This is a genomic window from Bifidobacterium boum (assembly GCF_000741535.1).
Taxonomy (GTDB): Bacteria; Actinomycetota; Actinomycetes; order Actinomycetales; family Bifidobacteriaceae; genus Bifidobacterium; species Bifidobacterium boum.
The window spans coordinates 301749-325815 of record NZ_JGYQ01000016.1 but is presented as its reverse complement, the minus strand read 5'-3'; the positions used below and the strand labels follow the sequence as shown (position 1 = coordinate 325815).

18 protein-coding genes and 1 tRNA gene are annotated in these 24067 nt (G+C 59.1%); 15 read left to right on the top strand and 4 right to left on the bottom strand.

Annotated features, from left to right (window positions below; all coding sequences use genetic code 11):
- Positions 1-154: 154 nt before the first annotated feature.
- The 8 genes from BBOU_RS07205 (at position 155) to BBOU_RS07175 (ending at position 8161) form a co-directional block, all read left to right on the top strand.
- Positions 155-1246 carry a zinc-dependent alcohol dehydrogenase family protein gene (locus tag BBOU_RS07205; protein ID WP_026502366.1) on the top strand — a complete coding sequence of 364 codons (1092 nt, stop codon included), beginning with the start codon at positions 155-157 and terminating at the stop codon, positions 1244-1246.
- A gap of 306 nt (positions 1247-1552) precedes the next feature.
- Entirely contained in the window at positions 1553-1999 is a 447-nt protein-coding gene (locus tag BBOU_RS07200) for a MerR family transcriptional regulator (RefSeq protein WP_026502365.1), read from the top strand.
- A gap of 352 nt (positions 2000-2351) precedes the next feature.
- Positions 2352-2498: a BrnT family toxin gene (locus tag BBOU_RS09535; protein ID WP_161788239.1), complete on the top strand. Its 147-nt coding sequence runs from the start codon at positions 2352-2354 to the stop codon at positions 2496-2498.
- Positions 2482-2766 (top strand): type II toxin-antitoxin system BrnA family antitoxin, encoded by a 285-nt coding sequence (gene brnA / locus BBOU_RS07195; protein WP_026502364.1) that lies wholly within the window; start codon positions 2482-2484, stop codon positions 2764-2766. The genes BBOU_RS09535 and brnA overlap by 17 nt, the downstream gene beginning before the upstream one ends.
- A gap of 250 nt (positions 2767-3016) precedes the next feature.
- Entirely contained in the window at positions 3017-4096 is a 1080-nt protein-coding gene (locus BBOU_RS07190; protein WP_238552147.1) for a phosphotransferase enzyme family protein, read from the top strand.
- Between the two features lie 79 nt (positions 4097-4175).
- The gene (locus tag BBOU_RS07185) at positions 4176-5687 is read left to right on the top strand and encodes an amino acid permease (protein WP_051616598.1); all 1512 of its coding nucleotides are present in this window, start codon (positions 4176-4178) and stop codon (positions 5685-5687) included.
- A gap of 84 nt (positions 5688-5771) precedes the next feature.
- Positions 5772-7136 carry an aspartate aminotransferase family protein gene (locus tag BBOU_RS07180; protein WP_026502361.1) on the top strand — a complete coding sequence of 455 codons (1365 nt, stop codon included), beginning with the start codon at positions 5772-5774 and terminating at the stop codon, positions 7134-7136.
- 233 nt (positions 7137-7369) lie between these two features.
- Complete coding sequence (locus BBOU_RS07175; RefSeq protein WP_238552144.1) at positions 7370-8161, top strand: GntR family transcriptional regulator; 792 nt, start codon at positions 7370-7372, stop codon at positions 8159-8161.
- Positions 8162-9618: 1457 nt separating this feature from the next.
- Here the strand turns inward: BBOU_RS07175 and pgm are convergent.
- On the bottom strand, positions 9619-11268 hold the full coding sequence (pgm, locus tag BBOU_RS07170; protein WP_428829163.1) for a phosphoglucomutase (alpha-D-glucose-1,6-bisphosphate-dependent): 1650 nt from the start codon (positions 11266-11268) through the stop codon (positions 9619-9621).
- A gap of 570 nt (positions 11269-11838) precedes the next feature.
- Between pgm and BBOU_RS07165 the strand changes: the two genes are divergently transcribed.
- Complete coding sequence (locus BBOU_RS07165; RefSeq protein ID WP_026502358.1) at positions 11839-13968, top strand: glucose PTS transporter subunit IIA; 2130 nt, start codon at positions 11839-11841, stop codon at positions 13966-13968.
- A gap of 27 nt (positions 13969-13995) precedes the next feature.
- Positions 13996-14862, top strand: coding sequence for a PRD domain-containing protein (locus BBOU_RS07160; protein ID WP_026502357.1), 867 nt, complete (start codon positions 13996-13998; stop codon positions 14860-14862).
- Between the two features lie 97 nt (positions 14863-14959).
- On the opposite strand, the gene BBOU_RS07155 is transcribed toward BBOU_RS07160, so the two are convergent.
- Positions 14960-16132, bottom strand: a complete 1173-nt coding sequence (locus tag BBOU_RS07155) for a diacylglycerol/lipid kinase family protein (protein ID WP_081815440.1) — start codon at positions 16130-16132, stop codon at positions 14960-14962.
- A 149-nt stretch (positions 16133-16281) separates the two neighbouring features.
- Here BBOU_RS07155 and serS point away from each other — a divergent pair, with 149 nt between their 5' ends.
- From serS to BBOU_RS07140, 3 genes are all read left to right on the top strand, one after another.
- A complete protein-coding gene (serS, locus tag BBOU_RS07150; RefSeq protein WP_026502356.1) occupies positions 16282-17568 on the top strand; it encodes a serine--tRNA ligase in 1287 nt (428 codons plus the stop codon).
- A 95-nt stretch (positions 17569-17663) separates the two neighbouring features.
- Positions 17664-17748 (top strand) — tRNA-Ser (locus BBOU_RS07145).
- 533 nt (positions 17749-18281) lie between these two features.
- Positions 18282-18980: an HAD family hydrolase gene (locus BBOU_RS07140; protein WP_051616596.1), complete on the top strand. Its 699-nt coding sequence runs from the start codon at positions 18282-18284 to the stop codon at positions 18978-18980.
- A gap of 11 nt (positions 18981-18991) precedes the next feature.
- Here the strand turns inward: BBOU_RS07140 and BBOU_RS07135 are convergent, their stop codons facing one another.
- Positions 18992-19684, bottom strand: a complete 693-nt coding sequence (locus BBOU_RS07135; RefSeq protein ID WP_044279623.1) for a LuxR C-terminal-related transcriptional regulator — start codon at positions 19682-19684, stop codon at positions 18992-18994.
- Complete coding sequence (locus BBOU_RS07130; protein WP_152595591.1) at positions 19681-21261, bottom strand: ATP-binding protein; 1581 nt, start codon at positions 21259-21261, stop codon at positions 19681-19683. The genes BBOU_RS07135 and BBOU_RS07130 overlap by 4 nt, the downstream gene beginning before the upstream one ends.
- A gap of 113 nt (positions 21262-21374) precedes the next feature.
- Between BBOU_RS07130 and BBOU_RS07125 the strand changes: the two genes are divergently transcribed.
- Together BBOU_RS07125 and BBOU_RS07120 are read left to right on the top strand one after the other, a co-directional pair.
- Entirely contained in the window at positions 21375-23171 is a 1797-nt protein-coding gene (locus BBOU_RS07125) for a PspC domain-containing protein (protein ID WP_026502353.1), read from the top strand.
- The gene (locus tag BBOU_RS07120; protein WP_026502352.1) at positions 23168-23893 is read left to right on the top strand and encodes a hypothetical protein; all 726 of its coding nucleotides are present in this window, start codon (positions 23168-23170) and stop codon (positions 23891-23893) included. The genes BBOU_RS07125 and BBOU_RS07120 overlap by 4 nt, the downstream gene beginning before the upstream one ends.
- The last annotated feature ends 174 nt before the right edge of the window (positions 23894-24067 follow it).

Sequence of the window (24067 nt, the reverse complement as noted above, 5' to 3'; positions counted from 1 at the left end):
GTGTCGCCATTTGACTTGAAGTGAACTTGAACCTTTAGAGTGAAAGCATCACGACGCGGATACGGAATCGTTCCGGGCGGCGCGTGTTTTGCCGGGCAACGCTAGCGGCGGCAAACTGCGCGGTCCGCGCCACGACACAAGGAGTGCAACCATCATGAAATCGACCATCTACTACGGCCCGCGCGATGTGCGCGTCGAACATCGTCCCATTCCCGCCATCAAAGAGCCCGGCGACCTGATTATCCGTGTCGTCCGCACGTGCGTATGCGGGTCCGACCTATGGCCCTACCGCAGTCAGGACGTGAACTCCGCCGGTACCCCAATCGGGCATGAGTCCATCGGCGTCGTCACTGAGGTCGGCGCTGACGTGACCGCCGCCAAACCCGGCGATTTCGTCATCGTACCGTTCCCCATCAGCTGCGGTGAATGCGCGGCGTGCAAGGCCGGCTTCGAATCCAGCTGCTTGAACGGCGGCTATTTCGGCGGAGCCGAAGGTGAAGGCTGCCAAAGCGAATATCTGCATGTGCCGCACGCCAATGGCACGGTTGTCAACGTATCTGAGGCGCTCGCCGCAGGCGATATCCCCGGCGCGCCGGCGAGCCCGAAGGATTTCTCTGATGAGATGCTCGCCGACCTGCTGACCCTGTCCGATGTGATGGGCACCGGCTACCACGCGGCTGTTAGCGCCGAAGTCAAGCCGGGTGACACCGCCGTCGTATTCGGCGATGGCGCGGTCGGCCTGTGCGGCGTGCTGTCCGCCAAGCTGCTGGGCGCTACCCGGATTATCGCCATGAGCCGCCATGAAGATCGTGCCGCGATCGCCCGCGAATTCGGCGCCACCGACATCGTGCCCGAGCGTGATGACGCGGCGGTCGCGCGCGTCATGGAACTCACCGGCTCCGGTGCCGATGCCGTGCTCGAATGCGTCGGATCCGCCCAATCGTTCAACACCGCGCTGCGCGTCGGACGCCCGGGTTCCGTCATCGGCCGCGTGGGTCTGCCCCACGGCGTGCAGATCCCGGCAGAGGTGACGTTCTACCGCAATATCGGTATCAAAGGCGGTCCGGCCCCCGTGCGCACCTACGCCCGCCAGCGCCTGCTGCGAGAAGTGCTCGCCGGCAACATCCATCCGGGACGCGTCTTCACCAAGACATACACCTTGGATGAGGTTCCGCAAGCCTACGCCGACATGGATGCACGCCGCGTCATTAAGGCGTTGGTGAAGGTGTCCGAAGTCGAAGGCTGACGGTCGACAACGAGCGCGATGGGTGGCATGATGCGTGAGCTTGATGTATCAGTTCGCATCCGCATCGGAGCCACGCCGGAACCGCATCTGAGCCGACATTGACATTGCAGCCACGTCGGACTCCCGCATTGTCTCTGCCGCCTAGGATCACAATCTTGGGCGGCAGGTGCGCGCCGGTGTTCTGCAATAGTGTTGCGATGGTGCGATATTGGGTTGTGGGGTTGTGCTGCGTCGGTAGGATGTCTTCAGAATGTCAGGATTTCAAAGATTTTCGACAAGACAATCGGGCGCGGAAAGGAGTCGCTGATGGCGACATACACCATCGGCCAAATGGCAAAGAAGCTTGGGGTAGCCACTTCGACACTGCGGTATTACGACAGTGAAGGATTGCTGCCGTTCGTCGGGCGCACCGGCGGCGGGGCGCGCGTGTTCCGCGATGAGGACATGCCGATGATCAACATCATCGGATGCCTGAAGGCAGGCGGCATGCCGATCAAGAACATCAAACAGTATGTCGACTTATGCGACCAAGGTGATGTGACCATCGAGCAGCGGCTCGATATGATTCGCGACCAGCGTGACGCGGTTGTTGCCAAGATGCGTGAATTGCAGGACAATCTTGACGCGCTCGACTACAAGCTGTGGTACTACCAGACAGCCGACCGGCTGGGATCGTGCGAGCAAGTTGATGCGCTGCCTGATGAGGAGCTGAGCCCCAAGATGCGCGCGGTGCGGCATCGGTTGAATCACTGAACTCGCCGGGTGTCGCGCAGTGTGGTGCGCGGCGTCCACTTGGTGCCGATCCTGGTCTGCGCATGACGGAGCGGCCACATGGGGGGGCGCATCGCGCGAGTAGAGCATCGTATCATCTCCCATGGTTTGTGGGAGATGATACGTAAATCCGCCATTCTGCAGAAAAATCCCGGATTGCCGCGGGACTTTATCGCAGATGCGCCGATCCGTCACTGTTCTCCCAAACCCTGTCTTGGGACCGATTTTCAAGAATCGCGGGATTCCAACGTTCTCGTTGGGAGATTATCCGCACGAACGCATGATTCCCGCAAACTCCCACACCTCGCGCGGGAGATCAGCACCCGATAAGCCGATTCGCGCTAAACTCCCATCCGCCGACGACAGTATTGATGGGAAACATTGGACGGCTATAACCACGAGGCGTGGGAACCGCATCCGTTTGATCTCTGTCAGACGGTCGCGGAAAGACGAGGAGCGATATTATGACCACTGCGAGTAAACAGCAATCGCTTACTACGGAACAGTTGGAAGAGCGATTCGATAGTGGCGAGGAAGTGCTCGGATACTTCGATTTGGACCATCCCATTGTGGAACAGCATCCCGTCGTCCAGAAGCGTATCACCTTGACCATGCCTGATTGGATTGTCGAAGGGCTGGATGAAGAAGCCGAAGAACTGGCAATCAGTCGTAATGCAGTAGTGAATACCTGGCTTGCTGAACGGATTCGTGCGGCGCATGGGCACAGTCAATCTGCGATGCGGGCGTGACGGATTCCAACGCGAGCTGCACGGCTCTAGTCGAGAAGGGGCTTTCCGTCCGTAACAAGCCATTAAAATCAGCAGGCCAAGCCGTTACTCTAGCGTAACCGTACGCCTGTGATTCCAATCCACATTTCTGCCACAATGCCGGTATCGGGCGCTCAAACAGCGTATTAGCTGATATCTCCAGAGGAGACGGGCGCCATGGGCCGCATCCCAGACATGATGCGACCGGCGAACGTATCGCAGAAACGGAGGCATGGTCGAGATGGCACAGGCGATTGTCAGTCTGATGGATGCGCCGGCAAAAACGGCGAGTCTCAACGCGTTCAGTGCACTGAAAAAGGGCAGCCCAGCACCCTTCTGGCTTTTCCAGGGCGTATGTGGGGCTTGGGGCATCGACCATTCGCGTGCCCGTCTCGATCTGATCACAGTATCGGAAAACGCGACATTCGTACTCGATATTGACGGCAAGCATGAGGGCGTTGTGCGTGTCTCCCAACCTGGATATGTGGGCGGCCCCGAGGCAGTGGCGTCTGAGATCGCTTGGCTGAATGCACTGCATGAGATTGACGGTGTGCATCTTATCAACCCGGTTCCGACGACCCGCGGCACGTTCGTCACGCGTATCCATGATGCCAACGGTGTGGGTTGGACTGTCATCTCAACGAAATTCGTAGAAGGCACAGTTCTCGAGGATTTGGATAATCCCGCGCCGTACTATGAGACAATCGGCAGCTGGGCAGCCCTGTTTCACGAGCAGTCCCGGCAGTGGGAGCCGCCGTTCGGCTTCAAACGATTCAGCTGGGATTTATCGAATATGGTCGGCCCATCCCCGAGATGGGGACGTTGGGAGAACGCCGACCTGACCGATACTGAACGCGCATTGTGCGACAAAGCGCTGTGGAAAGCCATGGATGTGGTCGTCAAAGTCCCACGTACCAAGCAGACATGGGGGCTGATTCATGCGGATTTGCGGCCATCGAACATCATCAAAGGTGCTGACGGAAAATTGACGGTCATCGATTTCGATGATGCGGGATACAGCTGGTATCTCTATGATTATGCCTCTTCGCTGAGTTTCATCGAGCATGAGTCGTACGCGCCGCAACTGGCAAAGGCATGGGTCCGAGGCTACCAAAAAGTCGCCGGCGATTTCAACGAGGAACAGCTTGCCGTCATGTCCGCGCTGTCCATGATTCGACGTCTGCAAATGCTCGGATGGACCACTAACCATCGTGCCGACGCGTTACCAGACGGCATGGCCGAACAGGAAGCTCCTGGTTCGGTGATGTGCGCGAAACGATATCTCGACGACCCGATGTGGTTGCTCGAGTGACTTTGAGGGAGCGGATGTCGGTTGCCACTCCCAATCAGCATCAACAAGAAATGTGGAATCGAAGGAAAGGATAGAAATCATGACAGCAGTAGAAGCCGGTGAAAAACCCGGCGATCACAGAACCGGTATTGGCTCGGTAACCTACGTGAAGACCGAGAAAGATTACTTCGCGAAGCGTCAGCTGAAGCGTACCGCTGGTGCATTCGGCCTGTGGGCCATTGGCATCGCGGCAGTCGTTTCAGGTGATTTCTCTGGATGGAATGGCGGCATTGCTCAGGCGGGGTGGGGCGGCATGTTTATTGCCGCAATCATCGTGTACGTTATGTACCAATGTATGCTCAACTCCATTAGCGAAATGGCGTCTGCAATGCCCCATACTGGCGGAGCATATTCCTTCGCGCGTGCAGCCATGGGGCCTTGGGGAGGATTTTTCACCGGACTCGCAGAGACTGTTGAATATGTTATGACAGCTGCAACAATCGTCTACTTCTCATCTGCATATGCTGATGCGATTATGGAAAACTTGACTGGATTCTCCTTTGATAATCGCGGACTGCAATGGATATGGTGGCTGATTATCTACATTGCATTCGTCATCGTGAACTGGATGGGAGCGGAGACGTCATTCCGATTTGCTGAAGTAATGTCTATTGCAGCGCTTGCCATCGTGCTGATTTTCGGTGTCGGTGCTTTGGCCACTGGGAAAGCTGACTTCAGCTCGCTGCTGAACATCAAACCCACAGATGGGAATTCACTGTTCCTTCCATATGGCGCCGGAGCGATATTCTATGCGATGCCGTTTGCGATGTGGCTGTTCTTGGGTATTGAACAGTTGCCTTTGGCGGCAGAAGAAGTCCGCGACCCCGAACATAACATTCCGAAGGCATCGCGTTGGTGCATTTTCACTTTGGGGATTTCCGCGCTGATTATCGTGTTCCTCAATCCAGCTGTCGTAGGCTCTAAGGCGCTCGCTGGCTCGGATGAGCCGTTGCTTGACGGCTATCGCGCGATTCTGCCGGGCAACATTGCGGCGGTGTTGTCGGCATTTGCCCTGATTGGACTTCTCGCTTCAGTTCAAGGGATTATGTTCGCATACGGACGGAACCTCTATTCGTTGTCGCGAGCAGGATATTACCCTGCATTCCTCAGTCTTACCGGTAAGAAGAAGACTCCTTATTGGGGATTGATAGTGGGCGCGATCATCGGTTTCGCGGCATTGTTCATCATCGCGTATGGCGGCTCCGGAGCAGGCTCGGTTGTGCTGAATATCGCGGTGTGGGGAGCTGTTCTCGCGTATCTGCTGCAGATGGTGTCCTTTGTCTTGCTTCGCAAGAAGCTCCCTGACATTAAGCGCCCATTCGTCAGCCCATATGGTATTCCAGGCGCGGCCATCGCGGGACTCTTGGCATTCTCGATTTTTATCGCCGTATTGCTGAATCCGGATTACCGGCTTGCTGTGTACACCATGGTTGCGATTTATATCATTGCCACAGTGTTCTTCGCGGTATATGGGCGCAAGCATCTTGTGCTGTCGCCTGAAGAAGAGTTCGCAGCTTCGGGAGGCAAGGTGGTGTATCGTACTGACGACTGATGCGATTGTGAATTTGACTGAGTAATGAATCATGGGTTCCGCGTATGCATCGCGGAACCCTTAACATGACGAAAGAAGAACACCATGGCAACCCGTTCGACAATCATGGACACCAATAGTTTCCGCCCGGAGATGGCGGCCGCACTGGATCCGGAGACGCGCAAACTCACTGAGGAACGCGAGGTATTGGGCCCCGCATACCGGCTCTTCTACCGCAATCCGGTACATCTGGTCAAGGGTCGCGGCTCCCATCTGTGGGATGCCGACGGCGTGGAGTATCTGGATGTCTACAACAACGTCGCGTCTGTGGGACATTGCCATCCGCGGGTCGTCGAGGCGATTACGCGCCAGGCATCCTTGCTGAACACGCACACCCGCTATCTGCATGAGAACATCCTCAATTATGCGCAGGATATCCTGTCCACCATGCCTGGCCCGATTGACCGGATTATGTTCCAATGCACCGGTTCGGAAGCGAACGATCTCGCTGTTCGCGTCGCCCAAGCGTATACCGGCGGAGAGGGCGTCATCGTCACGCATGAGGCGTATCACGGCAATTCGGCGTTGACGTCGAAACTCTCCCCCGCCCTCGGCACCGCCCAAACGCTCGGACTGAAGATGCGCATGGTCCCCACCCCCGATACCTATCGCCTTGAGATCGACGGCAAACCAGCTGAGTCGTGCAGCGCGGAAACCTTCGGCGCTTGGATGGCCGCGGAAGTACGCAAGGCAGTGGCGGATATGGAACGCCATGGCGTGAAATTCGCTGCGTTCCTCGCTGATTCGATTTTCTCCTCCGACGGCGTGTACCCGGACCCGGTCGGGTATCTCCAGCCGGTGATCGACACGGTACATGAGCTCGGCGGCGTGTGGATTGCCGATGAGGTCCAGCCCGGTTTCACCAGAACCGGTGATGCCTTCTGGGGCTTCGAACGTCAAGGCATCGTGCCTGATCTGGTGACTTCCGGCAAGCCGATGGCCAACGGTCTGCCAACTTCGCTCATGGCGGCGCGCCATGAAGTGCTTGAGCCCTTCGCCGGCTCGATCCCATACTTCAACACCTTCGGCGGCAACCCGGTGTGCATGGCTGCAGCGCAGGCGACGCTTGATGTGATGCGCGACGAGGATACGATGGGTAACGCAAAACGGGTCGGCGCGCTGTTCAAGACGGCCGTCGCTTCACTTCAGGCTGCGCATCCATGCATCGGCGATGTGCGTGGAGCGGGCTTGTATATCGGCTGTGAAATCGTCAAGCCCGGCACAACAGACCCCGATCAGCAGGCAGCGCTGGACATCTTGGAAACATTACGCGACAATCATGTGCTTACATCGGTGTGCGGACGGTACGGCAACATCCTGAAACTGCGCCCGCCGCTGGTGTTCAGCGAGGATGACGTGGACTGGTTCATGGATGCGTTCACCAAGACCCTGACAACGCTCAAGCTGTAACAGGAAGATAATCTTCGGATACGCACGGTATACCCCACGCATCCGAACGCGGGCGCTGACGTGTCTTACCCCGCGAAATCCAACAACGATGCCCGGATCTGCAACCACTCACAGGTCTGGGCATCGTCTGCATACAGGTTGCATGCAAGAAACGGGAAATGATCTTTTTACATTCGACTGGTAAGGAGGAAACCATGCGGACGGCATAAGAAGACGGGTGACAGAAAATGACGGTGAGTAGACATATCGGCGATGACGAGGATTGGAAGACGGATGAGATACGGAGAATCCATGCGCTCATTCGCAATGGTGATTTCCAAGTAGGAGAGCGGCTCGGATCTGAACGTGAATTGGCTAAGCAGCTTGGAGTGTCGCGCGCAACACTTCGAAATTCCTTGGCAGTGATGGAACAGCATCATGAAATCAAGCGGTTGATTGGCCGTAACGGAGGCGTCTATGTTTCTGATGGCAGATTTGAACGGAACATCAATACCGAAGAGTCATTGCCTGCCATCGTTCGAAGGCAAGGCGGTATTCTGTCTTCCAGCGTTGTGTCTGCTGCGATTGCGGCGGCATCGCCGTCAGACATGAGAATGTTGAAATTGCCGCATGAATCTACAATATTCAACGTAGTCAGATTGCGCAGAGTCGATGAGCGACCATTGTCATTGGAAATTAGTCATTTGCCGACAGCCTTGTTTCCGCAATTTTTATCAAAGGATTTGACGGAACCTTTCTATAGTATCTTTGACCGATATTATGAAGTGCGTCCAGGCTCGGTCGAAGAAGTGCTTGAGCCAATACTGTCTGATGAGCTTGAATCGGAGCTTCTTGAAATCAGCGTTGGAACGCCGCTGATGAAAATCAAGCGAATCGCAATATCAGAGCAGGGAGTTCCGTTTGAGCGCGCGATAGATGTATATATCGCATCACGAATGCGATTTACTATGCATCACTCCGGTTATGTGCGTCTTTCTGCTGCTACTGCTGAGGGTTCAAAGGCGCGGTCTGTGTCTGTCGATTGATCCGCAGCATTGTTTGTTATGGGTATCGGGCATGTCAAGCCTTTTCAATATCTCGTTCGTGAGGCGCAAATGACAAGATATTGAGACTTTTCTGAATATCTCGTGCGATGCGGCGATCTGGCGAGATGCCGACAAACGCATTCGATTTCTCTCCAATCCGTCATCCGCCGCGTGATGTTGAGATTCGGAGGGGCGGAAGGCCGACCGGCTTGCGGCGTTGCAGCAGGAGGTGGATGAATCTTCGCGCGTGTGGATGGCTTGTCCCGGAGCAGTCGATTGTGGCCATCAAACTGTTTGCCGGGAGCGGTTTCGTCACGCAGACGTGTCGCTTAGCGCGCTTTGTCGGCTGCGTATGTCCGGACATGCAGAACGGGGCAGATTGTCACCGTAGACGCGAACACCAACCAGCGTTCGGGACTCGGTGTATCTCGTGGCATGCGCAAACCGTCGAAACCACGACAGAGACGGCGAAATGTTGCGGCATCAAACGTTGTTGTGTATGTCCGGGCATACACAACTAGGCGAATCATCTGCGTTGCGGTGGTGCATGTCTGTTGTCGCGTATTCTCTGTGCCGCGGCATGGGCAACTTGATGGTTCACTTGATGGTTCTATATTCGTGGGGTGGCGGATTGTCTGTCCACCATTGTTCGGTGTGTGCTGCGACATGCGCGGTCATCATCCTCGTTGCCGGTTGATGTGGCGTCTGCCGTGATTGGCGACATTCCGAACATCATGGTGTTGCATATCTACGTTCTAGGCTGGTTGATTCATCGCGTATGCCTGATTTGTGAGCGGATCCTCACACAGAGGGGTATGGGTGGTGTTGAATCGGTGATTTGGTGTTGTTGGTCGCGCGTTGTGTGAGCGGATTCTCACACAATCGGTATTGGAGCGGAGCGTTTGAGTGATTTTGGTCGTGCAATGGTGTTCTGTGTGAGCGAATCCTCACACACGATCGTCTTCTCGGCGCCTCATCGACCATTCTGGTTTGTGGTTCCCGTCATTGTGTGAGCGGATCCTCGCACGGAGGGGTGTCTGAGGTCGCTGTCATGGCTGATTCGTCGCTAGACTGCCTGCTGTGTGAGTCTATCCTCGCATCATCGGTATCGGGTTGACTGATGCGTATGGTTCCGACTACCCAATGGCGTTCCGTGTTGGCGGATCCTCACCTCAAAATCCGTGCTCCTGCCGCCACCATTCTGCCACACGCTGGCAACATTGCAACCGCGTTCGCACCGCGGACTTGCAAACGTACCGTCTCAGACCGGCGGCACTCGCAAACACACCTAACCGACAGCACTTGCCTCCGCAAAGAGATGTCCTCCACACACAACGAAAGACCCCGCCGCGGAGCACATTCCGCAACGGGGTCTTTCAGTTTTTCAACCTGTCATCCTTTCGGCTTGTCAGGCTGTTCAGGCTGCCACGATGAGCGTGGCATTGCCATCATGACAATCACTCAGCGAGTGCCTTGTCGACGACTTCGGTCGCTTCTTCGAGCACCTTGTCGAGGGTTTCGGGGGAGTCGAAGGATTCGGCGTACACCTTGTAGATGTTTTCGGTGCCGGACGGGCGGGCGGCGAACCAGTTGTTCTTGGTCGTCACCTTGAGACCGCCGATCGGCGCGTCGTTGCCCGGAGCCTTGGTGAGCTTCGCGGTGATCTCCTCGCCGCCCAGGGTGGTGGCGGTCACGTCGTCGCCGGTGAGCTTGGCGAACTTCTGCTTCTGCTCAAGGGTGGTCGGCGTGTCGATGCGCTTGTACCAGCTCTCGCCGAAGCGTGCGACCTGGTCCTTGTGCAGTTCGGCCGGGTTCTTGCCCATCTTGCCGGTGATTTCCGCGGCGAGCAGGTCGGGAATCAGGCCGTCCTTATCGGTGGTCCACACACGGCCGTCCTTGCGCAGGAAGCTCATGCCGGAGCTCTCTTCGCCGCCGAATGCGACTTCGCCGGTGAACAGCGGGTCAACGAACCACTTGAAGCCGACCGGCACTTCGACGAGCTTGGCGCCGATGGAGGCTGCCACGCGGTCGATGAGCGAGGAGGACACGAGGGTCTTGCCGATGCCGGTGCCTTCTGGCCAATCCGGGCGGTTCGGCTGACCATTCTTGTCCTTGCCGAACAGGTATTCGACGACGACGGCGATGTAGTGGTTCGGGTTCATGACGCCCCAGTTCGGGCAGACGATGCCGTGACGGTCGGCGTCCGGGTCGGTGCCGCCGACGAGATCGTACTTGTCCCAAGCACCGTTGTTGAGGGAGTCGACAAGACCCTTCATCGCGTACGGGGAGGACGGATCCATACGGATCTTGCCGTCGTGGTCGATGGTCATGAAACGCCAGGTCGGGTCGACCTGCGGGCGCACGACTTCGATGGAGGTGCCGTACACTTCGTTGACCAGCGGCCAGTAGTTGACGGATGCGCCGCCGAGCGGATCGATGCCGAGGCGCACGCCGGAGGACTTGATGACATCGAAGTCGATGACGTTGCCCAGATCCTCAACGTAGTGCTTGCGGAAGTCGAAGCGTTCGACGAGATCGGACTTGACGGCCTGTTCGAACGGGACGCGCTTGACGTTCTTGAAGTCGGGCAGCAGTTCGTTGGCGCGCTTGGCGATCGCGTTGGTCGTTTCGGCGGGGGCCGGGCCGCCGGTCGGCGGATCGTACTTGAAGCCGCCGTCGGTGGGCGGGTTGTGCGACGGGGTGACGACAATGCCGTCGGCGAGGTCGTCACCGGAGAAGCGCTGCGTGCCGTCGGCTGCGCGGTTGTGCGTCAGGATTGCCTGGGATACGACCGGCGTCGGGGTGAAGTCGTCGCGCGAATCGATGCGCACGCGCACGCCGTTGGCGACCAGCACCTCGATGGCGGTCTTCCATGCGGGCAGGGACAGGGCGTGGGTGTCGCGACCGAGATACAGCGGGCCGGTGATGCCTGCGGCCTTGCGGTGCTCGGCGATGGCCTGCGTGATGGCGACGATGTGGGCCTCGTTGAACGAGGTCTTCAGGGAGGAGCCGCGGTGGCCGGACGTGCCGAAGCTCACACGCTGCTCGGGGACGTTGACGTCGGGGACGATGTCATAGTACTTGCCGATGACTTCGTCGACGTCGATCAGATCAGCTGGGGTGGCGGGAAGACCCGCGTTTTTTGCTACCATACGTTCAATTGTGCCACGTCGTTTGGATGTTCGCCTGAGGGTGTCCCGACATATGGCAACGATCGCTGAAGTGTTGCGGACGCGAGGGAAATGAAACGTTTGCATCGGCGGAATCATGCGAATCGTAAATAATGCTATCGTTTGCACAGAGTGCGGTGGCCGTGACCATGACTGCGGCTACGGGGAGGCATGAGGCCCCGCCAGCCCCTCGTACAGGGTCGTCCGACCTGCCGAGGCGCTTCACCGTATGGCGTCACGCCGGAGCCACGCGCGTGCAGGCAGACGGATTTCCTTGGTATTTCACGCTCCCAGCCGGATTATGAGGCGGACACCACGGCATACTTGCATGATGCGACGTGTGGCGGTATAGTGAAGTCGATTCGTTTATTGCAGGGTTGCAAGTCAAATAAGACGCAAGACCTGAGACACGGTGGAACTGTCATAGCTGCCGCCATGTCTCGGGTCTTTTTGTTGTTGTCGCCTTGTGAATTCGAAGTGGAAGAACAGTTCAAGGAAGGAAAGACGATGGCTGAATCAACTGCCTCGCAGATCATCGACGCTATCGGTGGTCCTGGCAATATCAAGAGCCTGACGCATTGCGCCACCCGTCTGCGGTTCGAGCTTGTCGACGCGGGCAAGGTGGACAAGGATCGCCTCGACCATATGAAAGGCGTGCTTGGCGCCGTTCCGCAGAGCGGTAACCGGTATCAGGTCGTTATCGGTGGCGGCGTCGCCTCGATGTACGACAAGATCATGCAGCTGCCGCAAATGGCGAATGTCGGCACGGTTGACGGCGGCGAAGTCAACAATGACGGCTCCAAGAAACTGTCCAACGCTGAAGTCAAGGCTCAGGAGCGTTCCAAGGTCAAAGGCAAGCATGCGTGGGTGGACAATTTCTTCGAGTTCCTGTCTGACACGTTCCGCCCGATCATCAACGTGCTGCTCGGCGCGTCGCTGATTATCGCGATCCTCAACGTGCTTATCGCCTGCCATGTCATCACCAATGACACGGAAAGCCCGACCCTGCTGCTGTGCAAGGCCGCGTACGAGGGCGTGTTCTACTTCCTGCCGATCATGATCGCCTACAACGGCGCGAAGAAGCTCAAGGTCGACGGCTGGGTCGGCGCCACCATCATGGCGGCCCTCATGACCCCGCAGTTCATGGCATTGTCCGATCCGGCAAAATGGTCCGGCATCTTCGGTGACAAGAAGGGTCTTGCAGCAGCTAAGGGCGCGTTGAGCTGCGTGACCAACTCCACGCTGGGCACCCAGTCGTGCACCACCAAGGTGTTCGGTCTGCCGTTGCAGCTCAACGATTATTCCGGTTCCGTGTTCGTGCCGCTGTTCATGGTCGCTGTGCTGGCGCTCGTGTACAAGGCGCTTGAACGGATTATTCCGGACAGCGTGCAGATGGTGTTTGTGCCGTTCCTGTCCATGGTCATCATGATCCCGATCACCGCGTTCCTGCTCGGTCCGCTGGGTGTGTGGGTCGGCAACGGCCTCGGTATCGGCCTGGCTTGGCTCAACAACAACGCGCCGTTCATCTTCGCGATCCTCATTCCTATGCTCTATCCGTTCCTGGTGCCGCTCGGTCTGCACTGGCCACTCAACGCCCTCATGCTGGTCAACATCAACACGTTGGGCTACGACTTCATCCAAGGCCCGATGGGCGTGTGGAACTTCGCCTGCTTCGGCGCGACCGCCGGTGTGCTGGTCATCGCGATGCGCGAGAAGAATGTCGATATGCGTCAGACCGCGTTCGGCGCCCTCATGGCCGGCCTGCTTGGCGGTGTGTCCGAGCCGAGCCTGTACGGCATCCACCTGCGCTACAAGCTGGTGTACAAGCGTATGCTGATCGGCTGCTTCGCCGGTGGCGTGGTCATCGCGATCCTCGGCTGGATCTTCCCGTCCACCTTGGCCAACGGCCAGGTCGTGCACGGCGTGACCACCACAGCCTTCGCCTTCACCTCGCTGCTGACCATCCCGGTATTCAGCCAGATGTGGGTCTATGCGATTGCCATCGCCGTGGCGTTCTTCCTGTCCATGTTCCTGATCATCACGCTCGACTACCGTACCCCGGAGCAGAAGGCCGCCGACCATGCGCTCGAAGCCGAACAGGCGATGGATGCGGTCGAAGCTCCGTCGGCTCCTGCCGCCGCTGACGGTGCCGCCACCGCGACTGCGACCGCTACTGCGACCAAGACGGACACGGTTGCCGCTCCGGTTTCCGGTCATGTCATTTCGCTTGACGAGGCCGGCGACCCGGTGTTCGCTTCCCGTGCGCTTGGCGAAGGCGTCGGTATCCAGCCGGCCGATTCCGTGGTTGTCGCCCCGGTTTCCGGCGTGCTGTCCACCGTCGCGGAAACCGGTCACGCGTTCGGTATCAAAACCGATGACGATGTGGAGATCCTTGTCCATGTCGGTATCGACACGGTCAAGATGAACGGCGAAGGGTTCACCACCGCCGTCACCACAGGCCAACGAGTCAATGCCGGCGACAAGCTGGTGACCGTGGACTTTGATAAAGTCAAGGCTGCAGGCTTCAACACCGTCACCCTGATGACGGTACTGAATACCGCGGCGCTTGGCGGCGTGACCCCGAAGACGGGTATCGACGTCAAGGCGGGGGACACCGTCCTGGAGATCTCCCACTGACGTCGTGGGCTGATCGGAAGGAACGTCGTGGATATACTCCGCGTTTTCAACAACAATGTCGTGCTTGCGCGCGACGGCGACCAGGAGGTCATTCTCACCGGCCGGGGTCTTGGATTCAAAGCCAAGCCCGGCCAGCGGGTCGATGACACCAAGGTCGTGCGGAAATTCGTTCCTTCCGATGGCCGCGATCCGGATCATGTGGCCGAATTGCTTGCGGATATTCCTCCGGAGACGATTCGGCTGGTCACTGACGCCATGACGCGTGTGGGGCTCGGGCAGCAAGCCGAGGAAACGCCTACGCTCGTCATGGCGCTTGCCGACCATGTGGTCGGTGCTTTGCGTCGCGCCAAGCGCGGCGTGTCCGTAGAGTACCCGCTTGATGCGGAAGTCCGTTCCTTGTACGCCAGGGAGTATGTCCAGGGGGAGGCGCTGGTTTCGGCGCTCAACGACAGCCTGCATGATGCATTGCCCCGCAGCGAGGCGGTGGCGTTCGCGTTGCATTTGGTCAATGCGGGTTTTTCGAATGGGGATTTGTCGTATACGTACACCATGACGGGCGTTATTCAGCAGATGCTCGCCATCATCGAGAAGACCTATAATATTTCGCTCGGCTGGCATAATGTCAGCGTCGGCCGGTTCATCACGCATTTGCGGTATCTGTTTGTGCGTATTTATCAAGGCCGTCAACTGGACAGTGAGCCGGAGCCGATTGTCGAGGCGATCCGCCAATCCTACCCGGATGAGGTGCGGTGCGCGAAGAAGATTGTCGAAGTCGTGGAACTGCGTTTGGGCTCGAGCTTGACGCCTGCGGAAATCGCGTATCTCGCGTTGCATGTCGCCCGTGTTGTTGCTGATGTCAACGGCCGGCCGTCAGCCGACGCGTCGCAATACTGACCGGCAGCGACGCCGCTGTCGACCGTGTTGCTCATTGCTGTTCCGGCAGACCGGTCACGTGCGGACGGTGGGCGTAACCGGTCTGCCGGAACATCGCTTAGGCTCGTGCCGATGCCACGGACGGGGTCGATGCCGCAACTGGAACGGCGGCATCCGGTTCCGGTTTGGCCGGATTGCCTTCCGGCGCTCGCACGGTCAGCGACTGATGGTCAACCGTAATGAGAATATGCCGGGTTTCACCGAGCGTGTCGCCATCCACTTCCGCGAGCGCCGGCTTCTCCAGTTTGATTTCCGCGCTGACACCTTGCATCTGTTCGATGGTCGAATTGGTGGACAGCGGGCTTTGCTGCGCTTTCTTGGTGATGGTCTGGTGCACGACATCGTTGAACAGGTTCGCCCATCCGAGCAGCCCGCCGGACGTGTCGATGATTTCGAAGTCGAGCAGGCCATCGTCGTATGATGCGCTGGGCATGAGCGAGAACATGGGAATTTCGCCGCAATTGCCGGCCAGGAACGTGCGGAAGACGAGATTGTCCACCTGGTGGGTGTTGCCGTGTGCGTCGGTGACGGTGATGGTGGCCTTGTATTTCGGGGCGAACAGGTTTTTCGCCCCGCTGACGAAGTAGGCGAGCCAGCTGATGTTTTTCTTGAGTTCCGGATCGGTTTCCTCGATCATCTGCGCGTCGAATCCGACGCCGCCGATGATCATGAACGCGTGCGGATGGTCCTCTTCAGGTCTGTCAAGCAGGGACAGACGCCCGACGTCGACTTTCCGCGAGCCGTGGGATGTGGCGATGGCGAGCGCCGCCTCGAAGTCGTCTACAGGAATGTTGAGATTGCGGGCGAACAGGTTGCCGGTGCCGATGGGGAGGATACCCATCGCGTGCCCGCTGCCTGACATGGCGCTTGCGACGGTGCGTACCGTACCGTCGCCGCCGACGGCGATGACGACATCGGCGCCGTGGTCCAAGGCTTCCAGCGCGCACATTCGGCCATCCTTGTCAAGCTGGGTGTCGATGAATTCGACCTGGTTGATGCCTCTGGTTTCGCAGAATGATGCGATCTGCCGTTTGCGCTCGTCAGCTTGCGGTTTGGACGGGTTGACGATGAACGCGTAATGCACTTGATCATCTTCACGTTGTCCGACGGCCCTGGCGATTTGATTGTGACGCAGGCGGCGCGCGAGAAGGACGATAGCGGCAATCACGGCCGCAACAACAACGATGATAGCGATAACAATGATCGCCGTAGGCACCTTGGACGACTGCATACTCCCTATTCTTACTGTTTTCGACGAAACGTCTATGGGCAAGTCGCGGGAATTTGACCGTCCCTCCACGAATCGACAGCACAACCACGCTTTGTGCGTGTCCGGATTGTCGGGCATCAGGTGTCGGCTTGCCGCATTAGTCTTGAACTATGCTTGATATTCAATTCATCCGTGAACACTCGGACATTGTGAAGGAATCCCAGCGCAAGCGCGGGGAATCCGTGGAACTCGTGGACGAGGTGCTCCGCTCTGACGAAACCCGTCGCGAATCGCTCAAAGCGTTCGAAGCCGCACGTGCCGAACAGAAGGACATGGGCAAGAAGATCGCCACCGCCGCCCCTGAAGACAAGGCGAAGATCATCGCCCAGACCAAGGAGCTGTCCAACAAGGTCGCCGAATACAAGGACACCGCTGACAAGGCGGCTGCCGACTATACGACCGCGATGTGGAAGCTCAGCAACATCGTCGAGCCGGAAGCCCCGGAAGGCGGCGAAGACGACTACGTGGTCGTCAAGAAGGTCGGCACCATCCGTGATTTCGCCGCGGAAGGTTTCGAACCGAAGAACCATCTTGAGCTCGGTGAAGGCGTTGCCGGCATCGACATGAAGCGTGGCGTCAAGGTCTCCGGCTCCCGCTTCTACTTCCTGCGTGGCGCAGTCGCCCGCCTGCAGATCGCCATGCTCACCATGGCTGTCGACCAGGCTGAGGAACACGGCTTCACGCTCGCCATCACCCCGACGCTGGTGCGCCCCGAAGTCATGGCCGGAACCGGATTCCTCAACTCCCATGCGGACGAGATCTACCGTCTGCGCGAGCCTGATGACCAGTATCTGGTCGGCACGTCCGAGGTTGCGCTCGCCGGCATGCATGAGAACGAGATTCTCAACCTTGACAACGGCCCGCTGCGCTACTGCGGTTGGTCCAGCTGCTACCGCCGTGAGGCTGGCGCCGCCGGCAAGGACACGATGGGTATCATCCGCGTCCACCAGTTCGACAAGGTCGAGATGTTCGTCTACTGCAAGCAGGAGAACTCCCGCGCCGAGCATCAGCACCTGTTGCAGATGGAGCAGGAGATGCTGGGCAAGGTCGAAGTGCCGTACCGCATCATCGACACCGCCGCCGGCGATTTGGGCGCTTCCGCCGCCCGCAAGTTCGATTGCGAGGCCTGGGTGCCGACGCAGAACCGCTACCGCGAGCTCACGTCCACTTCGAACTGCACCGAATACCAGGCTCGTCGTCTCAACATCCGTGAGCGCACCGAGGACGGTTCCACCCGCGCGGTGTCCACGCTCAACGGCACGCTCGCCACGACCCGCTGGCTGGTTGCGATCCTCGAGAACCATCAGCAGGCTGACGGCTCCATCGAGATTCCGAAGGCCATGCGCCCGTACATGGGCGGCAAGGAAGTCATCGAGCCGCGCAAGTGGGAGGCCTGAGCCTTTCCATCACCTTACGTTTGCACGCTGGCAGCGATGAGCCGATGCGGGGGCACACCTCGTGGTAGACTTATCGATTGTGCGTGCAAACGCATGGACAGGTGTCCGAGCGGTCTATGGAGACGGTCTTGAAAACCGTTGTGGTGCAAGCCACCGCGAGTTCGAATCTCGCCCTGTCCGCAATACCCCGTGGAGTCCACTCCACGGGGTTTCTTGTTATCAAGCCGAAAACGGCGGTATTCCAACGGTTTCACAGTGTTTCCCATCATCGGTGCTAAATGCGTTTAATGGCATGTAGGTACGTTGAACGGCGTATATTAGGGGACATGTAAGGGGACGCGGCGGGCATGGTCGCCGCCGACTGCCGTCACTGCGCTCACCATCGATGGGCCCGCTGCGCGACTCCACGGTCGTGATTTCCGATGCCGATACTCATGGTGTGGAAGGGCAACTGAGGATTGTATGCAACCTTACGGATCGCTCTCGCCAAGGCAATGACGGCATTCCGCGAATTGCGCATTGCAGCTCGGTGCCGTTTCCGGCGTGCGGCCCCGGTTTCCTTTCCATACCGTGCAGCTCACCCACGCACATCGCGTCCATGGAGCGGCGACCGGTGCGCTCCCCGCTTCCCGCCCGGCAAATCCGCGAAGACGGGACGAAACATCCTGACACACGACCCCGGTTCGACATCAGCATGCGCGACAATATGAAGCATGAACGAGCACATCCAAGACGCCGCTACAATCGCGGGCATCACAAACGAAACCGAATACACACCCGGCGAGACCGTTATCGCCGCTCAAGGCGGCCCGATTACCGACGTGATTTTCGATTACTGCGATGTCCTGCTTGATTGGCGCCCGTGGCGTGCGCTCGAGGGGCTGTATCCGCAGGGCGTGATTGACATGTTCTTTGACCCAGCCGACGAGTGGGGTTTTGATTTCATTGACCGTCTGCTGGATTCCGGCGTGCCGGCACGTGAGGTGCTTGCCGCGTACGGGCGGCATCATGGCCCGGCGGTCACGTGGGTGATGCGCATGTGGCTTGAGCATGAGGAGCGTGCAATTTTCGGCGTGCTTGACGGTATGGATCAACTGGTCGGTGACTTGCAAGAAGCCGGCGTACGGGTATGGGGGTTGACGAATTTCACAACTGAAGCGGTTGATATCGCCCATGCCAGGTTCCCGGTATTCAGCCGATTGCAAGACACCATCGTCTCGTCGCAGGAGCGTCTGCTCAAGCCTGATCCCGCCCTCTATCTTCGCGCGATTGACCGGTTCGCTGTCGCACCGCAATCCACGGTGTTCTTTGATGACAATCCACGCAATACGCGTGGGGCGAGAATCACCGGCCTGCGCGGTGTGACGTTCCGTTCCGCCGCCCAAGCGCGTGCGGTGCTTGGCTTGTCGTGACGGTACGCCGCCTACACGATCCGTCGGTCGGCCGCCCAACGCGTCAGCTCGGTCCGGTTGGACAGTTGGAGTTTGCGTAGCACCGCGCTGACGTGGGTTTCCACGGTTTTCACCGAGATGAACAGTTCGGCGGCGACTTCCTTGTACGTGTATCCGCGGGCGATCAGCCGCATGACTTCCTGCTCGCGGGCGGACAGCCTGTCGAGCTCGTCGTCGTGGATTTCGCCTTCCGGTGCGATACCGCCGTTTTGGAAGGCGGACAGTACGAATCCGGCGAGCTTGGGGGAGAATACGGCGTACCCTTCATGTACTTGTTTGATGGAGCTGATCAGGTCGTCTCCGGTAATGGTTTTGGTCACGTATCCGCGAGCGCCGGCCCGGATCACTGAGCCGACGTCTTGTGGGGAGTCGGAGACGCTTAATGCCAGGAATACCGAGGCGGGGGAGAGCGGGTGCGAGCGGGTGAGGATTTCCGTGCCGCCACCTCCGGCGCCGCCGGGGACGTGTACGTCCAGCAGGACGACATCCGGTTTGGTGGCTTCGATCATGGTGACCGCCCCGTCTACATCGCCGGCCTGGCCGACGATATCGAAGGTCGGTTGCAGGGTGGCGATGACACCTGCCCGGAACATTTCATGGTCGTCGACGACGGCGATGCGAATGTCGTGTGTGTCCGTCGTGGTGGTGTTGCCGCTGGTGCTCATTGCTCCTCGGTTCCTGTTCCTGATGGTTCGTGTTGGCTGTTTCCCGCGTTGTCCATGATATGCGTGCGCGTGCCGGCGGAATTCGCCGTGCCGCCGATGGGCATGTGCATGCGTACTTCGGTGCCCCAATGCGGCCGGGACACAATTTGCACCGTTCCGCCGCGCCGTTTGATACGCCCGATGATGGATTCGCGGATGCCGAGTCGTCCTTCGGGTATGGCGTTCACATCGAAACCGTTGCCGTGGTCGCGCACATAGACGTCAACCGTGTGCGTTCCGGCTTCACAGTACACGGAAATCGGCTCTCCACCGTGCGTGACCGCGTTGACCAACGCCTGACGGGTGGCGTTCAGCAGCGCATCGGTCTGGGTGCATGGCTGCGCGTCGCCGACGGTCACCACCTCGATCGCTTTGCCTGACTCGTCTTCGACTTCGGCGGCGATGTCTGTGATGCCGGTGCTTACGGATTTGTCGGGCGGCGTGCGTTCCTGATACAACCAGTTGCGCAGTTCGCGTTCCTGCTGTCGGGCGAGCGTGAACACGGTTTGTGGCTCGGTGTTGTGCAATTGGATGAGTGCAAGCGTTTGCAATACGCCGTCATGCAGGTGCGCGGTCATGTCCGCGCGTTCCTCTTCGCGTTCTTTGAGTGCGCGTTCGGTGCTGAGGGAGCGTGTCAGTGACATGATCCATGGGATGACGGCGAGTGCGGCGGCGATGAGCATGATGATGCCGGCGAGCATGATGGTGCTGCGTGGATGCGGGGCGTCGGGTTGCAGGAGGATCGCCACGCAGTATGCGGCGACGAGGATGGCAAGACCCAGGATGGTGGTCGGCCATTGGCTGCTCTGCTCGTTGAATCGTAGCCATGCGATGAGCACGCCGCTGACAGTCATCATGGCTGGCAGGATCATGGTGGTTTCTCCCGTACGCAGCATGATGATGCTGATGATGAGCATGATGATGCCCGCCAAAGCGATGATGGCGGGTTTGGGTGCGCGCCGGATGACGTCCATCAGGCTTTCGCTGGATGGTTCCATATCGGGGTTGTCGGCGTTGGTTGCGCTTGGTGTGTGAAGGCTTGGCGATGCCGCTGCGTTGTGCGGTGTTGCCGTGCCGGCATCGGTGCCTTGTCTGGACGCTGCCGGCTGGATGGCGCCGGTTTGCCCGGTTGTGTCGCCGGCGTGCGGGGCGGCGGGTTGCCTGTAGGAAGCCGGGGGCGTCGTCGTCTGCGCGGGATAGGGGGCGTTGCCTTTCGCCAGGGGGATTTGATTGACGGGGCGCAGTCGTTGCGCTTCGAGCACGGGATCGCCGACCGGTATGGTCAGCCATAGGAAGATGTAGGCGATGATGCCGGCGCCGAAAATGAACGAGGTGATGATGAACACGAGCCGCACCAGCCATACGGATACGCCCAGATGCAGGCTGATGCCACGGCAGACCCCGCAGAGCATCCTGCCGTATGTCGGTCTGAACAATGGCAGTTTCGCGGGGGTGAGCGGCGCAGCGACACCATACGGCCGGGTGCCTGTCGGCCGGGCTGTGGGCGGCAGTTGCGGCCCGTTCGATGCAGATGTCATGCTTCCATTGTGCGCCCCTGAAGATGGGTGATGGGGGTTCATAGCCTGTTTTCAGGGATAAATCGGGTGTTTCCCCGATACGTTCAGCGGTGGAGGATTGCTGTAATGGAAGCATGAGCAATACAGTTGATCAATCAGACAAGCCGACGCCCGGCCAGCCGTCCGGCGGTGATGCCGCGAATCGGTCGGCGCAGCAGCCCACCGATGGGCGTGCCAACGGTGCGGGGCAAGACTATCGCCAACATCAGTATGACAATACGGCCAATGGTCAGCCGGGATGGTATTCGTCCGGGCCGGCCGAGCCGCGCAACCGGCATCAGCGTGACGGGCGTGATGTGTTTTTCGGTTGGATCAGGCGCAGTGATCTGGTTCGTACCGATGACCGGTATATCGGCGGCGTGTGCGCCGGTATCGCCCACCGGCTGGGTTGGAGTCCTGCGCTGGTCCGTGCCATCGCGATTGTGCTCGCGTTCTGCGGAGGATTCGGCATATACGCGTACGTGTTCGCATGGCTGCTGATGCCGGACAGCGCCGACGGGCATATCATCGCCGAAGATGTTCTGCACGGCGGCGACGGCTGGCAGTGGGTGTTCGCCCCGATCGTCATGCTCTGTGTCGCCAGTGTGGCGATGTCTTGGCTGATGAGTGAGCGTTGGCGGTGGGATATCACCGCCATGGTGATGCTGTTCGCGTTCGCGTTGGTATTGGTGATGTTCAACGCGACGTCGTATCGTGGCCGGCGGCAACGTCCGGTGGCGGCCCCCATGCCGACGCCGGGTGCCCCCATGCCGGGCAATCCTGTCCGCCCGCAGCCGGTTTCCCGACCGGCGCAGCCGTCACCATACCCGCAATACAACGGGTACGGTGAGATGCCTTCCTCCCGTTCGGTAGCGCCCGCCCAACCCCGTGTGGTGCATGCGAGACGCAAACCTGCTGGACCGCTGATCGTTCTCGCTTCGTTCGGTCTGGTGTTGCTGTCCGCGGCGCTCATGGTGTTCTGGTATATGAACCGCAATCATGGTGAGCCTCAGCTGGTGAGCATGGTCGCTTCGGCGACCGGCTGGATCGGATGCGTGTGCGTTGCACTCGGCGCGCTGCTGGTCATTCTTGGTATCCATGGGCGCAGGACAGGCGGCTTGCATCCGCTGGTGTGGCTGTCCGCGTTCATCGCGATGGTCATGATGTTCACCGCGGGAGCGACCGGTTACTGCCTGGCTGATATCAACCGGCAAGCGGAACACTATGAGAGGGTTGATGTCAATGGCTCGATGACGTTGAGCGCGGACAAGGCGACACTCAAACAGCTGACCGATGGCGTCTACTTTGTCGGCGACAGCTATTCTGGCGACAAGGTGACCATCGATTTGAGCGACTACGGCAAACGGTATGGCACACACAAGATGACTGATATTGAGCATCAGTACCTGTCGTACTGTCCGACCGGCACGTATCGGATGGTCGCGAGCAACGTGCAAGTGCAGATGAAACTGCCGAAGTATTGCACGTACGCGTTTGAGACGATGGGAGGATTCCAGCGCTACAGCGTCGGCGGGGAATACCTGCTGTACGATTCGACGTTCGCCCAGGTGGGCGCCGATGCCGGCGCGTACTTCGGCTACGATGCGTCGCTGAATCAGGAAGGCCATGTCGCCAATCCGCCCGCAAAGACAAAAGATTCCGGCAAAGCGAAAGGCAATAGCGCTGATGACGACGCGGACATGGATGACGATGACGAGGATTCCGACGATTTCGATGACTTTGATGATTCACCCACCGATATCGTGACCGGTCCGGAACTGCGTATCAAAGCGTCAACCATCCAGGCGAAAGTCAGCGTGGCATACGGCGGCAACGGTAAGGGATACGTCCGCATCTACGATGACACCACCAAGAAAGAGGCCACGAAATGAGTGAAGTCAACAATTCGGATCAGGACAAGGTCGAAACCGTAGCCATGCAACAGGTTGACGCGGCTGAACGGCCGGCGAACACGGCGGTGATGCCACAGGCGACGCTGCGGGAACCCGCCGAGGCGACTGCTGACACGATGATGATGCCACGGAACGCGGATACGGAAGTCATCCCACAGGCCGCTTCACAACAGGATGCGCAAGCGCCGGGAGATACGACGGTCATGCCGCAGGCGGCTTCAGCTGCGGCACCGGATGCGGCTTCGTCGGACGCGCAGACTCCATCCGTCCGTCCCGCCGTCCCGCGGACTGATATTCCGCTTGATGAACTGGCACGCCAACGGCAGGCCGCCGGCGAGGAACCACGACAGGCGCATCCGCTTGGCGACAACACCGTGCCCATGTATACGGGTGCTCAGGCCGGTCCGGTCGCGGCGGCGTCTTCGGCGCCGGCGGTGATTCACACGCCGGCACCCAGCGGTGTCTCCACCGGTACGGTGGTGCTTGGCGCACTGCTGGTCGTACTTGGTGTGGCGGCGATCATCATGGCGGGAATGGTGCCGAACTGGCCGTTTGGCGCGGTTGACCCGTGGGTTGTCGCAGCGGTGAGTATCGGTGTGGTCGGTGTGGCATTGGTCGTCATCGCCATCGTCTGGGCTATCGTCAACGCTACCGCCAGCGCCCGCCGCGACCGCGACAAGTCAGCGGACGCCACTCATTGAGTTACCTTGCTGTGCTGTTGCGAGCGTAGACAGTCGGCTATTTCAACCACCGTCTGTCTACGCTCCCGTCATTCCCGGCACCGCTCTCTGCCCCTGCCGATGCTGACCCTATACTCAGCGTCGGTAGAGGGTTGTGATTCTGCGTCTGCTGACGCTGACATGCCGCTGAGCGTC

Bases quoted from the DNA above. Each gene is read 5' to 3' on its own strand.
- BBOU_RS07205 (WP_026502366.1), top strand. From the start codon at position 155: ATGAAATCGACCATCTACTACGGCCCGCGCGATGTGCGCGTCGAACAT.
- BBOU_RS07200 (WP_026502365.1), top strand. From the start codon at position 1,553: ATGGCGACATACACCATCGGCCAAATGGCAAAGAAGCTTGGGGTAGCC.
- brnA (WP_026502364.1), top strand. From the start codon at position 2,482: ATGACCACTGCGAGTAAACAGCAATCGCTTACTACGGAACAGTTGGAA.
- BBOU_RS07190 (WP_238552147.1), top strand. From the start codon at position 3,017: ATGGTCGAGATGGCACAGGCGATTGTCAGTCTGATGGATGCGCCGGCA.
- BBOU_RS07185 (WP_051616598.1), top strand. From the start codon at position 4,176: ATGACAGCAGTAGAAGCCGGTGAAAAACCCGGCGATCACAGAACCGGT.
- BBOU_RS07180 (WP_026502361.1), top strand. From the start codon at position 5,772: ATGGCAACCCGTTCGACAATCATGGACACCAATAGTTTCCGCCCGGAG.
- BBOU_RS07165 (WP_026502358.1), top strand. From the start codon at position 11,839: ATGGCTGAATCAACTGCCTCGCAGATCATCGACGCTATCGGTGGTCCT.
- BBOU_RS07155 (WP_081815440.1), bottom strand. From the start codon at position 16,132: ATGCAGTCGTCCAAGGTGCCTACGGCGATCATTGTTATCGCTATCATC.
- serS (WP_026502356.1), top strand. From the start codon at position 16,282: ATGCTTGATATTCAATTCATCCGTGAACACTCGGACATTGTGAAGGAA.
- BBOU_RS07140 (WP_051616596.1), top strand. From the start codon at position 18,282: ATGAACGAGCACATCCAAGACGCCGCTACAATCGCGGGCATCACAAAC.
- BBOU_RS07135 (WP_044279623.1), bottom strand. From the start codon at position 19,684: ATGAGCACCAGCGGCAACACCACCACGACGGACACACACGACATTCGC.
- BBOU_RS07130 (WP_152595591.1), bottom strand. From the start codon at position 21,261: ATGACATCTGCATCGAACGGGCCGCAACTGCCGCCCACAGCCCGGCCG.
- BBOU_RS07125 (WP_026502353.1), top strand. From the start codon at position 21,375: ATGAGCAATACAGTTGATCAATCAGACAAGCCGACGCCCGGCCAGCCG.
- BBOU_RS07120 (WP_026502352.1), top strand. From the start codon at position 23,168: ATGAGTGAAGTCAACAATTCGGATCAGGACAAGGTCGAAACCGTAGCC.